Origin of the sequence: Legionella sp. km772 (genome assembly GCF_003989735.1) — a bacterium.
Classification (GTDB): Bacteria; Pseudomonadota; Gammaproteobacteria; order Legionellales; family Legionellaceae; genus Legionella.
The window spans coordinates 1-15447 of record NZ_RZGQ01000070.1 but is presented as its reverse complement, the minus strand read 5'-3'; the positions used below and the strand labels follow the sequence as shown (position 1 = coordinate 15447).

The window sequence follows — 15447 nt, the reverse complement described above, 5'->3', positions numbered from 1 at the left end:
GCTCTCCTGGCCTATGGACTTGTGGATAAGCCATTCTGAGAGTAAGGTGAATGAACTAACAAACCGGGAATAGCTCTTATTTTTCCTGAATTTTGTTCCAGATCCCCGGACCTAGCTAAGTATTCCACTTTAGTTTGGTGGCAGCATAAATAGGGACATTTTGGGTTTTATATTGATAGGAAAGGTTGGGAAAACTAAACTCTTCATAAATAATTCCTTGCAATTGGGCACCGCTTAAATAATATATCTGTCCACCGAGATCTAGCTCCATATTTTGATAAGAACGCATAGTGAGGAAATAACCTACGCCGCCTAGAAAACTCGTATCATGGGCTTTAGTCGTGCGAGTATAAATGTTACCTAGTGCATCCAAAATACCACTAAATTGCGCATTTCCTTGCTTTAGATTTGCTCCGCCTAAATAAATATTGGTCTCTCCTGATTGCCAGGCAAAAGCAGAATTGGCAATGAATGCTAAAGAAATCAATTTAGATAAGAAAATTCCTTTCACACTTACTCCTTGTTATTATTAGATATTCCTCAATCACCATATGTTATTTTCGTCTAAAAATAAAGAGTTTTGACTTTGCGAGATAAGTAATGAACACATTTTTGTAAACAAATTTATATACAAAAAACCTCTTAGCCGATAAGTAGGGTAAGATGATAAAATCGAATCTATCGCGCTAAATTTAGGTTAATTATGAAGATTGTCATTAAAGTGGGGACGCAAAGTATTTTAGCCCATGATGGGACTCCTTTTGAGCCGATCATGGAGCATTTAGTTGAGCAATTAGTTGCTCTGCAAAAAAACGGCCATCAAGTTATCCTGGTCAGCTCTGGTGCGGTTGCTTCTGGGCGTAAAGTGGCCCAGCTACATTTAGGTAAAACCTACGGGATTTCCATCGCTGAAAAACAAGTTCTAGCCTCATTAGGCCAACATGAATTAGTCCATCTTTATGCAGCTATGTTCAAAAAACATAAACTTCTTGCCTCCCAAATTTTGCTAACTAAACAGGATTTTCAAACGCGAAAACATTATTTAAATATTGCTCGCTTATTGCGCGAATTATTAGCGCATAAAAATATAATTCCCGTGGTGAACGAGAATGATAGTGTAGCTATTGAAGAGCTTATGTTTACAGATAATGACGAGTTAGCAGGGCTTATTGCGGCGCAAATTAATGCGGATAAATTAATTATATTAAGTAATGTTGAAGGTGTTTATTCCGGCCACCCAGAACATCCCGACTCGCAATTGATTCCGCTGATTAGCTCTGAAACCGGATGGCCAGAGGTTTCCTCAGCGAAGAGCACGCATGGCCGGGGGGGAATGATTAGTAAGTTAGGAACGGCGCGAAAAATGGCCAGTTTAGGCATTACGACCCATATTGCCAGTATTGCCCATCCTGCAATTATCAATCGCATTGTCGATGGCGAAGCTTTAGGCACTATGATTACACCTAGCAAGAAAAAATCCAATATAAAAAGATGGATTGCCTATAATAATGAAAAAAAAGCAGGTTCAATTTCCATTAATCGCGGCCTATTCACTATTTTACAAGAAAATAAACGTATTATTAGTATCTTACCGGTAGGTATAGATGCGTATACGGGTGAATTTAAGCGCGGTGATCTGGTCGAAATACTGGCGCCTGAGGGTCAAAAAATAGGTGTAGGCCTAGCCAAATATGACTCCACTAAATTAGGTGATTATTTAGGGCAGCAAGAGAAGCCAATTTTTATTCACTACGATCATTTGCATCTGTTTTAGGAGTATTTTAAGTGAAACAAGAAATAATGAGTTGTCTTAAACAAGTAAAGGATGCGAGTTGTAGCTTAAGTTTTATAAGCGAAAATAAACGTAAGCAAATTCTTGAAGAACTAGCCAATCAATTAGTTCAAGCCATTCCTGAGCTTATCGCGGCCAATAAAAAAGATTTAGAACTGATGGATAAAACAGATCCTAAATACGACCGCCTCCTCCTTTCCGAATCACGCATCCAAGCACTCATCAATGATATTCGCTTAGTGGCCTCTCTAACTCATCATTCTCAGAAAATTCTTGAGGAAAAAGTATTGCCTAATGGCTTAAAATTAAAAAAAATTACCGTCCCCTTAGGGGTGGTTGCTGTCATTTATGAGTCCCGACCCAATGTTACGGTGGATGTGTTTTGTTTGTGTTTTAAATCAGGCAATGCCTGTGTGTTAAAAGGTGGAAAAGAGGCCTACCACAGCAATCAATTTTTAGTAGCACTTATTAATAAAGTACTGAGCTTGTTTCAAATCAACCCTTATTCCCTGTATTTACTTCCACCTGAACGCGAAGCAATGGATGTGGTGCTAAAAGCAAGGGGCTACATTGATGTTTGCATTCCGCGAGGGGGGCAAGAGTTAATTAACCATGTACGTGAGCATGCAAGAATACCTGTTATCGAAACCGGCTCGGGGATAGTGCATACTTATTTTGATGCAAGCGGTTCCTTAGAAAAAGGACGTTTAATTATTAATAATGCTAAAACCAGACGAGTAAGTGTATGTAATGCCCTAGATACTTTGCTTATCCATAAGGAGCGTTTAAAGGACTTGCCCTATCTGCTTGAACTGCTTGCTGAGCAATCGGTGATGCTCTTTGCAGATGATTTAAGTTTCAACGCTTTAGAAAAGCACTATCCGGAACGCAGGTTGCAGCACGCTGAACCAGCTCATTATGGGCAAGAGTATCTTGATTATAAAATGTCTATTAAAACGGTCGATTCGGTAGAGGAGGCTGTTACTCATATTAATGCATACACTTCGGGTCATAGTGAAGCAATAATTACTGAAGAACCCCATACCGCGGCTTATTTTTCTAAGCATATCGATGCAGCTGTTATTTATATTAATGCCTCTACCGCATTTACCGACGGGGGACAGTTTGGAATGGGAGCTGAGATTGGCATTAGCACGCAGAAGTTACATGCCCGAGGCCCTATGGCCTTGGATGCATTAACTAGTTATAAATGGATGGTGGAGGGGAATGGCCAGATACGGTTACCTTAAAAAAATTTATGGCTTAATTGATATGAGTATAATTATCCATTTTATTTTAATTAGCTTTAGTAAACTTATGCCCTGGGGCTATAATAAGGCCCTCAGATTTGGAAGAATTAATAGTTGTATTCTAAGGAAAGATAAATGCCAGACTTATTTGCGAGACCTCATTTCAACTCAAAAATTAATTTAACGATAACTAATGTCAATCGGATTGTCTCTACTGAGCCTTCAGATTTTAACGAGCTATTAGACCTCTTACTGCCACTCGAAGCCGAGTTAATTAAACATTATCAAACCCAGCATGCCCCTGCAGAGGCGCATAGGTTAGGACAAAAAACCTACCGCCAATATATCCAATATGCGCTTTGCTTAGCATTGACGCATAATAAAACGGAGCAACATTGTGAGACTTTATTAACGTTTTCTTTGTGTGCTCCTTTATTTTATTTTGAAAGTCGGCCTGGTATTTATGAATCCAGTTTGTGGCTTGATCAGGACAACCAGCCGGCGTTATTAACTCTGCTAGAAAAACGAGCGTTTCGCACCCTAAGCTCTTCCTTACTAAAAGAGGCGGAACAAGCCTTACAAAAAGTGATGCCGAATGAACACACTGATAGTTTAAGACGTTTTTTGGTGCTTTTTGATTTTAAGGCGATGTTACTGAAGCAATTACAAGTCGCGCTTGCTCCCCATTGGCAGAAATATGAAAAGCATTTAATAGAGCAAGTAATTAATTTTTTCCCGCAGTTTTTAGAAGCCCAATACCAACGAGCATCTGAACGTTTGATTTCTAATACGGACAATTTAGTGTTACATCCACAAGAAATAGAAAGACTAGTGGAGTGGGTGGAGTTTTTAAGGCAAGAGGTCATTAAAGTAATTGAAACTCAGCAAGATCCAATCACTTATACACATTTATTGGATAAAGAAAGTGAGTCTGCAGAGGCTGGAGAGGCATTAAATTTACGCAATTTAGCAGATCCCTTGTGTTTTTTACCTGATGAGCAGCCTTACTTTCTCAGCACATTCAAAAATTTATATGCTCATTCTGACGGGGGCGGGGTTTTCCAAAGCCCGATTTCAAAGCAAACAATTGCCGCTCATGCTTATGAATCAACATCCCTGGAGGCTCTGGTCGCCTTAACCCGAGGGATTATTAATTTAAAAGAACATATTTTATTAACCAATAGTATTAATATAAAAAAAGCAATAATGCTTTTATTGGGCGATAATGAGTTTCGGGCAAGGGAATTTGCCGCGCGCGAAAGATCAACGCTCGCCAGCGAACCTAATGCACAAGGGGAGGGGCCTAGGAGCGCTCTCTTTTCTTCAAGAAGAGGAGCCTCTCTCTTTGCTGAACATCATGAGGATAATGGGGTTCCTCCCCCAGCACCAATCCCTTCTGCCCCGCCGGCCGAACTTGTGAGACAGCCGATGGGGGCAGCAGCCTCTTTTTTACCCCTTCCGAATATCGAACGGCAAAGCCATCAGGATCAAAGAAGAAGAGGGCGCTTATATGCGGAAGGGGATTCTTATCCTCACCACGAAGAAAGTCATCCTCGGGCGCAACTTCCAGTAATTCCAGTAAGAAATCAAGTCCAAGAAGATACAAGATCGAGTGACTATCGAGCTTATAGAAGAGAGCTTTTATATGCCGATGCAAATAGCCAAGCTTCTTCTGATGAACAGTCAACGCGAATGCCAGGGCCCCCGCGAAATTGGCCTTCCCCTTCTGAAGTTAATGTCACCAGCAGGCCTTGGCATGAGACTTCTACTCCAGCTTTCTTTCCTCCTCAACAGACCCAGGTTAGAGCGGGACGTAGACCGGCTGGACAATTTGATTTAGAAGGTGGGGTGCAAAGTCATACTCCTGATTTTTTCTCTCCGCGCAGGGCTCAGGATAGAGCGGGACGTAGGCCAGCAGAACAACCTCATTATAATGATGAAGCATCAAGGCATCGTAATACCTACCAATAAGTGTATAAGGGGCCCACTCTTCACTGTGAGGCCCTCTATTCAATGACTTAAGGCCAGAGTTTTTTGGCTGACGTTTTCTAATAACAACACAGCTTTATTAAAATTCTCATCATTTAGAATTTGCTTGCCTGCTTTTAAGGCATTGTCAGACCATTTTAGTAGTTCTGCTTCCGAAACAGTCAAGTTGTTATTGGCAAGTTGTACATAGGTCCAAAGTATCAGAAAGTCTTTAATGACGAGGCTATAGCTAATAAAACGAAGATAATCTAGGAAGTATTTTTCTTGAAAATCGGGACAGTCAAAGTAGCTTGATAATAAAAGGGTAGTTTGAGCATCATTTAAAGTAGCCAAATCAGCAAAATAAGCTAAATCCCACATGGGATCATGGTTACCTGAATATTCCCAATCAATAAGCCATAAGCTCTCCTCACTTAAGAGAAAATTATTGTAATAGGTATCGTTATGGCAAGGAACGGAGGGAAGATCGAGATGGGCGAAAAGTGCTGCTAACTCGGCTGTTTTAGCCTGGATAGCTGCATAACCCTCAGGCAATGTAAGCTCACTGTCTTGAATACGGCTATAAAACCCTCTATTAAGTTTAAAAATACTAAATTCATTATGAAATTTTCTAGGTGATTGATGAAGTGTTTGCAATTGCTGCGCAACTGCAGTGATATATTGGGGGTTGTCTTGTAAGAGCTCGGGTGTTAAAGCTTGGGGTGAGGGTAGACAATGAGATAATTGATTACCTTGCTCATCATTAAATACAATCTTGGGATTCAACTTAAGTTCTGCAGCAATACTGGCATTATGCCATTCGGCCCTTCGATCAATAAAGGAGTCGCTACCCAGCCCGGCTATGCGTGAAATATATGCGCTTGAGCTTGCGGTGCTTAATTTATATGTAGTATTAGAATAGCCACCGCTAAGTTTGATGTAATCAAAACTGTCGGGGCTTGTAAAGAGTGAGCCTGATATTAGGGTTTTTCTAAAGATTAATACCCGTTCACCAGCAACCGCCCTTAAATCCGCATAAGTGGTTTCTAATTCTTTTTTTAAAGTGGGATGAACAAGGGGTAGTGTACAAGCAATATCCTCAGAGCTTAAATAGCCGAGTATTTTTCTGCTCAGCTTCTCATCGCTTTCTTTGTTAACTGACGCTTTAAATAAAAATGCAAACATCCTCTAATCGTCCTTTAGTAAACAACCAGTTAAAAGTATATTCATAAATAAAGCCAAAAAAAAGCGAAACTGCATCATTGGTTGAGTGGGCGAAGTTTAATTAGGCCGGATTTAAATGAGCGCCATCATCGATGGGAATAATACAGCCATTCATAAAATCGGAGCCTGGACCTGCAAGAAAAACGACTAAATCGGATATTTCTTTAGGTTGGGCGAAGCGCTTTAAAGGGATGCGGCTTTCTATCTTTTCTTTCATTTCTTGCCGTGTTGGGTCCTCCCAAATTAATTTTCCCATGTCGGTTAACACCACCGTTGGGCAAATAGCATTAATTTGAATATTTGCACGACCCCATTCAATAGCCATCGTTTTGGTCAGTTGGTTTAAGCCTGCTTTAGAGGCAGAGTAAGCACCTAAACCGGGGGTACCATAAAAGGTGCCTAAAGAGGAGATATTGATAATTTTCCCAGCTTTACGTTGAATCATTTGCGGCACGATGTATTTAGAGAGGAGAAACACCGCGCGTAAATTAATACTATACAGCTCATCCCAATCTTCCGCTGAAGTTTCAAGCAAGAGGGAAGCTTTACTTATTCCGGCATTATTGACCAGAATATCCCAACCAGGATGAAGTCTGAGAATTTGTTTACTGGCTTCAATAATAGCTTGATTATCGTGTAAATCAGCTTGAATAATAAAACAGGTGCCCTTTTGTTGTTCAATCAGTGCTTGGGTCTTTTTAAGCCCTTCTAGATCTCGTCCCAAAATAACTACCGTTGCGCCGGCTTTAGCTAGAGCAAGGGCTATATCAGCCCCTAAACCTTTTGAACCGCCAGTAACAATAGCTTTTTTTCCCTCTAAGTAGTGGTTCATCATTCATCCTTGTGGTTTATTAATATACTATATCCAACTCTGGGCTCTTATTCAAATAAGCGCGAATTTTTATTATGGTACCGCTCTAATGGTAGTGCGTGCGCTGATCTTAAAGAGCTTGATTCTAATCAAATAGTTTCATAAAAATCGCTACTTGATAAATCTCTCTATATTACAAGGAAGAGGATGTCCAAACGATTAACCTCGACCGGCCAACAATTAAAATAACGTTCCATTTGAGCGAGAGTAGTCATAAAGAAGTATGGGTTAATCTAAATAATATAAACTATACCAGTAACTCCCCACGTCATCTCTCTGTCTCGGGAGGACGTGGGGAGTGACCTATCCTAAAGATTAATAGGTGCACATTATTAATTCTTTTTATTCCTTAGGGCAGAAGTTTGGCATGCTTTCTTCAACGCTTAGAGCATATTTAAGCCCTGAACTACGCTTAAACAAGGCAACTATCAGTGAAAGGGATTATTTTAACTGGCTGCGTTGGCGGAGTTGGGTGGTTAACTCTATTAGAGGTAGGGCTTTTTCGGCAAAAGGCTGTAAACAGGACAAAGCTTGTTCATAATGATGATTTATTTTTTCTTCCAGTTGACTTTGAGTAAAAAGACTGGCGAAGGTGGTTTTTTGATTGGCTAAATCTGAAGAGCGGTTTTTACCCAAATGATTTTGAGGAGCATAATAATCTAGGTAGTCATCCTGGATTTGGAAAACCAGGCCAATATGATTCGCATAGTGGGTTAAAGCGCTAGCTAGATGAGAGCCAACTTCTTCTTGACTTGCTAACACCATAGCAAAACAGGCTGAAATAAGCTTGCCCGTTTTTAGTTGGTGAATGGTTTGGAGTTCTTGCTCGGTAAGGCCTCCTTTACTTAATTCCGATAAATCCAAACTTTGCCCACTAACCATGCCGCTTATCCCACTGGCTAGCACTAATTCTTGCGTGATCTTTATCACTTGTTTTGCTGCAAGCAAAGGGGACAAGCCGCTTAATAGGATTTCAATGGCTAAAGCCTGCATTCCATCACCCACCAAAATAGCAGTTGCTTCATCATAATGTTTATGGCAGCTTGGTCTGCCGCGACGAAAATCATCGTCGTCCATTGCCGGCAGGTCATCATGCACTAAAGAATAGCAATGGGTTAATTCAATGGCCGCTGCAATAACATCGAGGGCTTTTAAATCCACATTTAATAAATGGCCTGCCAAATAAACTAATAGGGGTCGGATGCGTTTGCCACCTGGAAAGAGGGCATAATTAAGTGCTGAAGAAATAACCGGAGCCGGAATAGACCTCTCTTTTATAAGCTGCGCGAGATAATGTTCATGGCGTTGAAGATAAGCATCAATCACCATTTTCTTCACCTGTAATTGGATGGTTTTTCGTTAGAAATTCTATTTTTTGTTCGGCTTGATTTAAGGCATCTTGGCATTGTCGAGCCAATTTAATCCCGTTTTCGAATTGCTTTAAAGATTCTTCTAAGCTTAGCTCACCTTTTTCTAATTGTTTTACTATCTGTTCTAGTTCATTAACAGACTGTTCAAATTGTATGGCTTGACTCATTAAGATACCTTACTACGAGCCCTTTATGCTGGGCTTGGAAAATACGCTGATTATACTGCGTAACTTTAAGGATTCAAGAGACTCTTTGCAAACTAGAAAACCTGTCGAGCGGCGGTTAGGGTTTAGAAGAGCCTGGTTTCGTTGAATCCTGAGCTTCTTCTGGTGTGCCTTGCGTAGAGGTAAATTGGATTTTAGCAGAAACAAATTTTGCTTTTATTGACTCTAAAAGATGTAAGGTGGTGGAGAGCTCCGAGGTAGTTGAGCTAAGATCATTATACTCTTTGGTGTATGTTATCGCTGAATTGATGCTGCTGGTAAAGCGGGCCACAATATTGTCCATAGTTTCTCGAGCAATGCCGTTTCTAGCCAAAGCTATATAACCTTTAGGGGCCTTTTTATAACAATCAATTGCGAGATTAGAGTTTTTACAAAATTGTTCAATGGCCATAAGGCTTCCCTTTTGCGGCGCCTGGCCAAATTGCTCACAGGCTGCATTTAATTGCAGTTTTAAACGCTCTAAATCGTCCCGCAGCTCTTCTTTAACTTGAATTATTTCATCAATTTCTTGTGAGAATTTACTGGTTAAGCCTTCAAATTGAATTTGTAAATGCCGATGAATGGTTTCACACTTAGCGGCAAGAGGAATATGATCAGTTTTCTTTGATGGAACCATAGAATCTATCTTTCTACTGTTGTTTTACTAATAATAGACCAATATTTATGCATTTTTACGTATTCACATTTTATGAATTAAGAAATAAGTATTTTAAGCAATTAGGCGCATAATTCGTTATGATGCTGTTTATGCAATTAGCTCAATCGATATTAAGGTAGTTATGAAAACAAAAACTCAATTTGTCTGTAATCAGTGCGCCGCTGTTTTTAAGCAATGGGCCGGGCAATGTGCCCAATGCGGGGGATGGAATTGTATTGGGGAAGAAGGGATCATCACCAAAAATAATGCCCGCTCTGGCCAATGGGCAAACCAACGCTCCTCGATAACAGCAGTTGAAGACGTGGTGATGCAAGAAGAGCTGCGAATGAATTGTGGTCTTTCGGAATTAAACCGGGTGTTAGGTGGCGGCTTAGTTTATGGCTCGGTGGTGTTAATTGGCGGTGATCCAGGTATTGGCAAATCTACCTTGCTCCTCCAAACCCTTGTCAATTTATCGATGCAAGAAACTGTTTTATACGTGACAGGCGAGGAGTCGCTCCAACAGGTAGCCATGCGGGCCCAACGTTTGAGCTTGCCTGTAGCCGGCTTACGTTTATTGGCTGAAACGCAGGTAGAGGCAATTATTGCTCAGGCGCAAAAAGAGAAACCAAAAGTTATCGTAGTTGACTCCATCCAAACTATTTTTACCGACACTATTAGTTCGGCTCCAGGAGGCGTCAGCCAAGTTCGTGAGTCAGCGGCGCAATTAGTGCGTTTTGCTAAAATGACAGAAACCGCCATCTTTCTAGTGGGCCATGTGACCAAAGAAGGCGCCTTAGCTGGGCCAAGAGTACTTGAGCATATGGTTGATAGCGTTTTATATTTTGAAGGGCAAAATGACAGCCGCTTTCGAGTGATCCGTGCTATCAAAAATCGTTTTGGGGCTGCTAATGAGTTGGGGGTCTTTGCGATGACTGATAAAGGCTTGAAAGAGGTTGCTAATCCTTCCGCTATTTTTTTATCACGCCAACCCGATCCCACTCCAGGTAGCGTAGTTATGGTTACCTGGGAAGGTTCTCGCCCCATGCTTGTAGAAGTACAAGCCCTTGTGGATGAGGCTCATGGCCAACAAGCCAAGCGCGTTACCGCTGGTTTAGAACATAATCGGCTCGCCATTTTACTGGCTGTCTTACATCGTCATGGAGGTATTGCCACCTATGATCAGGATGTTTTCATTAATGTAGTAGGCGGTGTAAAAGTTACCGAAACAGGTAGTGATTTGGCTTTACTTGCGGCCGTAGTCTCAAGTTTACGTAATCGAGTATTTGATACAGATACTATTATTTTTGGCGAAATCGGTTTGGCAGGAGAAATTCGTCCCGTGCAAAGTGGCCAAGAGCGCATAAAAGAGGCAATCAAACACGGCTTTAAACGGGCTATTGTGCCTTTTGCTAATGCACCAAAACAAAACATGGATGAAATGGTTATTGAGCCGGTTAAATATCTGCGTGATGTTTTAGACAAACTCTAAGGATATGCCCATTGACTCATTTTGATGAATGAGTCAATGCCAAACTTCCTGGTAGGGCGTGGTAGAGCCTTTTTCAAAATAAAAATAGAAAAGCAGTAATAAGCTCGAGTATGCCCCTAAGGTTTGAACCTTCTTTGAAAAGCCTTAGAATAGGCTCGCACTTTGGATGTGAGCGTTCGAAACCTCGCTGCGTTAATGCAATGAGAACCAAGTTGGTTAGAATAATTGCTCTAGCCACCAGGATATGATTTATAATAAAATAGCGTATTTACAGCAACAAAAGACTTTATCATGAATTATGTAGTTTCAGCCCTCTATAAGTTTGTATCACTTCCCGATTATTTGCAGTTGAAGGAGCCTTTATTGCTGCTCATGAAGGTTCAGGGAATTAAAGGTAGTTTATTATTAGCCAAAGAGGGGATCAATGGGACGGTTGCCGGAACTAGAGAGGCAATCGATGCTCTTTATAATTGGTTTGATGGACACAGCGCTTTAGCAAATATTACTCATAAGGAATCTTTTTGCGCTGAACTTCCCTTTAATCGCACGAAAGTAAAATTGAAAAAGGAAATAGTTACTTTAGGTGTCGAAGGTATCTCGCCAACTGAGGTTGTTGGTACTTATGTAAAACCAGAGGAATGGAACAACCTAATTTCTGCGCCCGATGTCACGGTCATCGATACGCGAAATGACTATGAAGTACAAATTGGGACTTTTAAAAACGCCATTAATCCAAAAACAGCCTCCTTTCGTGATTTTCCTCAATTTGTCGCTGAGCATTTATCGCCCCAAACTCATAAAAAAGTTGCGATGTATTGTACCGGTGGTATCCGTTGTGAAAAATCAACAGCCTACTTAAAAATGCTGGGTTTTGAAGAGGTTTATCATTTGGAGGGAGGTATTTTAAAATACCTAGAAGAAATCCCTGCGGCAGAGTCCTTGTGGGAAGGGGAGTGTTTTGTCTTTGATGATCGTGTGGCTGTGAATCATTCATTAGAAAAAGGGAGCTATTCACAGTGTTATGCCTGCCGCCTCCCTATTACTGAGGCCGATAAGCAAAGCAAAGATTATCTGGAAGGGGTGAGCTGCCCTCACTGCGTGAATCAGCATAACGAATTACAAAAGCAACGTCATTTTGAGCGAGAAAAGCAAAATAAATTGGCGAAATTGCGAAATGAGCCGCACATTGGTGGTGAGGTTGCTGAACTTATTAAAGCTCGTAAGCAGAATAAAGAAAAGCAACGCAGAGGACAACTTGATTAATTATAAACCAATAAACTGGTCCTTTATTTAATTAAACCATTTGGGAATGCTGTTGTGTCTGGTTTTTAAAAAAACGATCAAAATAGCTGCTTACAACTCGGGTGATCTGCCTTGCTTTGGGGTTTATACGAATGAGGCCATCATTAATAGAAACTAGACCATCATTAATTAAGGGAGCTAGCAAGCGAAGCTCCCTTATAAAATAATCATGCTGATAATTAAATAAGGCACACTGTGTTTTGAGATCCACTTCCAAATAACACATAATATTTTCAATAATTGTTTTTCTTAATTGATCCTCAACAGAGAGCTCTATTCCTCTAATAATGGCTAATCGATTATCCAAGACTGTGTTTTTATACTGTTTTAGATCGGAGGTATTCTGGGCGTAGGTATTGCTCAATTGACTGATGGAGGAGGTGCCTAAACCAATGAGATGTGGGGCTGTCTCAACACTATAGCCTTGAAAATTTCTTTTCAGTGTTTTTGTATTTAGTGCTTGAGCCATAGAATCAGTGGGTTTAGCAAAGTGATCTAAGCCAATAGGCAAATATCCTCCTTGCTGTAGTTGTTGGTTGGCGGCAGTATACAGCCTTAACCGCAGGGCTGCATTGGGTAGCTCCTCTTCTTGGATGAGCCGCATGTGTTTCTTCATCCAATGGACATGAGCATAGGCAAACAGTGCGATACGATTTGGCTTTAATTGAAAAACTGCTTCTATATTGTGTTGAATTCCCTCTATTGTTTGTTTAGGCAAGCCGTAGATAAGATCAATATTTATATTGTTGATGTTGTATTTGCGAAACAGGTTAATAGACGATTGAACCAATTCGAACGATTGCTCACGGTTAATTGCTTGTTGGACTTCGTGATTAAAATCTTGCGCCCCAATACTGACTCTATTAATTTGGGCGCTCGCATAAGCATTTATTTTTTCCTCATTGACCGTACGAGGGTCAACTTCTATGGCGATTTCAGCCTGATCATCCACCTTAAATAAAGTACGGATTGTTTGCATTAAATCTAAAAATAGCTGCGGTGATAAGAGGGTTGGTGAGCCACCGCCGAAATGAATGTGCGTAACACAGTGGTTTTTAGAGGATAAAAATGAGGCGACTAAGGCTATTTCTTTTTTTAACACGGTAACATAAGACGCTATAGCCTCTTCATTGTTAGTAATTTTTGTAGCACATCCACAATACCAACATAATTGACGACAAAAAGGGATATGGATATAAAGGGAGAGCTTGTCCTGTGAGGAAAGCGTCCGCAGTCCTTGTGCATAGGTTGAACTGTTAATCTCAGAAGAAAAATGCGGTGCGGTAGGATAGCTGGTGTATCTTGGATACTGACCTTCGTAGTTTAATATTAATTGTTCTGAAACATTGTTTAACAACATGAAACGACCTTGATAATAATTGATCTAGAAGAGTCTGGTTCAAGCTCCTCCCTAAAGTACATTAACTGCACGCCTAAACCCTATTGGCTCGCGCCCATAAGGATGGATATGAGTTAATCGGCGCATTGTTTGCTGTTATCACTCGCTCTTAATTCCAGCCATATGGCGTTTAATACAGCAAAGGAGCAAGCGAGCCCAGTTCCAAGAATCCAAGAGAAATACCACATTTATTTGCTCCTTAATGTTAGTATGAAGTCGTTTGTTCTGTAAGGGTTTTTGCATTGACTTTACCGCGAAGAACCCGATAAACCCAAGCGGTATAGGCTAGAACAATCGGCAGAAATATGACGGTTGCAATGAGCATAATCAATAAAGTCGTTTGACTGGATGAACTATCCCAAACCATTAAGCTGTGTTGGGGGTGCGTTGAGGAAGGTAGGATAAAGGGGAACATGCTCACTCCTACTGTTGCGATTAACGAACCAACACTTAAGCTACTTAATAGAAACGCCAGTACCACTTTATTAGCCAGTACAATAGCCAACCATGCACAAGTGACGCTTAAGAGAGGGACTAATAAGGTCATTCGCATGGCTCTATAATTAGCAAACCAGGCACCTAGTTGTGTACCAACTTCTTTATATAAAGGATTAGATGGTCCGTCATGTGGCATTATACTTTTTAAGATGAAGGCATCGATATGCTTAGTCCAAAAACCCATGAGAATAAACAGTAAGCTCATCAATAATGCTGCATAACAAGCACCTTTTCGTGCTTTTTGCTGCAAGACGCCTTCTGTTTTTATTTGCATAAAAAAGGCACCATGCATGGCCAGCATCAGCACTGAGAGTACTCCACAGCACAGGGCATAAGGATTTAGTAACTGCAAGAAAGTACCCGTGTAGATCACTCTTAAGCTGTCGTCATAATAAAAGGGGACCCCTTGCAGGACATTGCCTACAGCTACGCCAAAAATAAGGGCGGGTACAAATCCTCCGACGAAAAGGAGCCAATCCCAGGTGGATCTCCAAAGCGGATTGTCCAGTTTCGAGCGGTATTTAAACCCCACTGGCCTTAAAATTAAAGACAGCAATACCACCAGCATTGCCAAATAAAACCCTGAAAAAGAGAGCGCATAAAGATCGGGCCAGGCAGCAAAAATTGCGCCACCGCCAAGAATAAGCCATACTTGGTTTCCTTCCCAAGTAGGCCCGACTGTATTAATTAAGATACGGCGCTCGGTATCTGTTTTAGCAAACCAGGGCAGCCATATGGCAACACCGAGATCAAAACCATCCATAATCGCAAATCCAATGAGTAAAACGCCTAATAATACCCACCAAATAACTCTCAAGGTTTCATAATCTAAAATCATTGTCCACTCCTAATGAGTAAGCATGTTATCGGGACCAAGGCGAATGTATTTCACCATCAGGTATAGTTCTACAATAGCTAAAAGGGTATAAAAACAGACAAACCCTGTAAGTGAAGTGAGTACTTGATCTTGGGATAAAGAAGAGGCTCCCATAAACGTTGGCAACACCCCTTGCACCACCCAAGGTTGTCGTCCGTACTCTGCAACTACCCAACCCAGTTCTGCCGCTATCCAAGGGAGGGGTAAGGAATAAAAGGCTATCCGATGATACCATCGCGTAATATGAAGTTTATTTTTAGCAGAAAGATAAAAACCAAAGGCAAACAGCGCAATAAAATAAAACCCACAAGCCACCATCACCCTGAATGAAAAAAAGAGTGGTGCCACTTTTGGCTTTAAGTCATGGGCGGCTTGATTAATTTGTGCATCAGTCGCCTCACTAGGGTTGGTAGTGTATTTTTTAAGTAACTCATGTTACGCACGGTCAATTTTAAGCTGCCATATTTTTAAGCTCCTGCCAAGCAATCTGGTTCGCTCTAAGAATCAATTTGTACTTAATAGCAAAGTGATTTAAATGAGTTT

Annotated in this window: 15 protein-coding genes and 1 pseudogene; 6 read left to right on the top strand and 10 right to left on the bottom strand. The window is 40.9% G+C overall.

Features of this window, described 5'->3' with window-relative positions; all coding sequences use genetic code 11:
• Positions 1-115: 115 nt before the first annotated feature.
• Positions 116-511 (bottom strand): hypothetical protein, encoded by a 396-nt coding sequence (locus tag ELY15_RS08675; protein WP_127099271.1) that lies wholly within the window; start codon positions 509-511, stop codon positions 116-118.
• Positions 512-703: 192 nt separating this feature from the next.
• Between ELY15_RS08675 and proB the strand changes: the two genes are divergently transcribed.
• From proB to ELY15_RS08660, 3 genes are all read left to right on the top strand, one after another.
• Positions 704-1774, top strand: coding sequence for a glutamate 5-kinase (gene proB, locus ELY15_RS08670; protein ID WP_127099270.1), 1071 nt, complete (start codon positions 704-706; stop codon positions 1772-1774).
• 26 nt (positions 1775-1800) lie between these two features.
• Positions 1801-3042, top strand: a complete 1242-nt coding sequence (locus tag ELY15_RS08665) for a glutamate-5-semialdehyde dehydrogenase (protein ID WP_127099273.1) — start codon at positions 1801-1803, stop codon at positions 3040-3042.
• 135 nt (positions 3043-3177) lie between these two features.
• On the top strand, positions 3178-5013 hold the full coding sequence (locus tag ELY15_RS08660; protein WP_127099269.1) for a hypothetical protein: 1836 nt from the start codon (positions 3178-3180) through the stop codon (positions 5011-5013).
• Positions 5014-5052: 39 nt separating this feature from the next.
• On the opposite strand, the gene ELY15_RS08655 is transcribed toward ELY15_RS08660, so the two are convergent.
• From ELY15_RS08655 to ELY15_RS08635, 5 genes are all read right to left on the bottom strand, one after another.
• Positions 5053-6195 (bottom strand): choline/ethanolamine kinase family protein, encoded by a 1143-nt coding sequence (locus ELY15_RS08655; protein WP_127099268.1) that lies wholly within the window; start codon positions 6193-6195, stop codon positions 5053-5055.
• Positions 6196-6295: 100 nt separating this feature from the next.
• Positions 6296-7066: an SDR family NAD(P)-dependent oxidoreductase gene (locus tag ELY15_RS08650; protein ID WP_158617436.1), complete on the bottom strand. Its 771-nt coding sequence runs from the start codon at positions 7064-7066 to the stop codon at positions 6296-6298.
• A gap of 480 nt (positions 7067-7546) precedes the next feature.
• Positions 7547-8434 (bottom strand): polyprenyl synthetase family protein, encoded by an 888-nt coding sequence (locus tag ELY15_RS08645; RefSeq protein WP_199744191.1) that lies wholly within the window; start codon positions 8432-8434, stop codon positions 7547-7549.
• Complete coding sequence (locus tag ELY15_RS08640; RefSeq protein WP_127099266.1) at positions 8424-8642, bottom strand: exodeoxyribonuclease VII small subunit; 219 nt, start codon at positions 8640-8642, stop codon at positions 8424-8426. The genes ELY15_RS08645 and ELY15_RS08640 overlap by 11 nt, the downstream gene beginning before the upstream one ends.
• A 115-nt stretch (positions 8643-8757) precedes the next feature.
• Positions 8758-9315, bottom strand: a complete 558-nt coding sequence (locus tag ELY15_RS08635) for a hypothetical protein (protein WP_127099265.1) — start codon at positions 9313-9315, stop codon at positions 8758-8760.
• 163 nt (positions 9316-9478) lie between these two features.
• Between ELY15_RS08635 and radA the strand changes: the two genes are divergently transcribed.
• Positions 9479-10828: a DNA repair protein RadA gene (gene radA, locus ELY15_RS08630; protein WP_127099264.1), complete on the top strand. Its 1350-nt coding sequence runs from the start codon at positions 9479-9481 to the stop codon at positions 10826-10828.
• A 288-nt stretch (positions 10829-11116) separates the two neighbouring features.
• Positions 11117-12091 carry a rhodanese-related sulfurtransferase gene (locus ELY15_RS08625; RefSeq protein ID WP_127099263.1) on the top strand — a complete coding sequence of 325 codons (975 nt, stop codon included), beginning with the start codon at positions 11117-11119 and terminating at the stop codon, positions 12089-12091.
• 31 nt (positions 12092-12122) lie between these two features.
• On the opposite strand, the gene hemN is transcribed toward ELY15_RS08625, so the two are convergent.
• The 4 genes and pseudogenes from hemN to ELY15_RS08605 all read right to left on the bottom strand — a co-directional run.
• Positions 12123-13490, bottom strand: a complete 1368-nt coding sequence (gene hemN / locus ELY15_RS08620) for an oxygen-independent coproporphyrinogen III oxidase (RefSeq protein ID WP_127099262.1) — start codon at positions 13488-13490, stop codon at positions 12123-12125.
• Between the two features lie 113 nt (positions 13491-13603).
• Positions 13604-13717 carry a cytochrome bd-I oxidase subunit CydX gene (cydX, locus tag ELY15_RS08615; protein WP_127099261.1) on the bottom strand — a complete coding sequence of 38 codons (114 nt, stop codon included), beginning with the start codon at positions 13715-13717 and terminating at the stop codon, positions 13604-13606.
• A 17-nt stretch (positions 13718-13734) separates the two neighbouring features.
• On the bottom strand, positions 13735-14865 hold the full coding sequence (gene cydB, locus ELY15_RS08610) for a cytochrome d ubiquinol oxidase subunit II (protein ID WP_127099260.1): 1131 nt from the start codon (positions 14863-14865) through the stop codon (positions 13735-13737).
• 9 nt (positions 14866-14874) lie between these two features.
• Positions 14875-15333: pseudogene (locus ELY15_RS08605) on the bottom strand (cytochrome ubiquinol oxidase subunit I); the annotation flags it as partial.
• Between ELY15_RS08605 and ELY15_RS16525 the strand changes: the two are divergent.
• Positions 15317-15439 (top strand): hypothetical protein, encoded by a 123-nt coding sequence (locus ELY15_RS16525; RefSeq protein WP_255411077.1) that lies wholly within the window; start codon positions 15317-15319, stop codon positions 15437-15439. The pseudogene ELY15_RS08605 and the gene ELY15_RS16525 sit on opposite strands and share 17 nt — an antisense overlap.
• Positions 15440-15447: the final 8 nt, after the last annotated feature.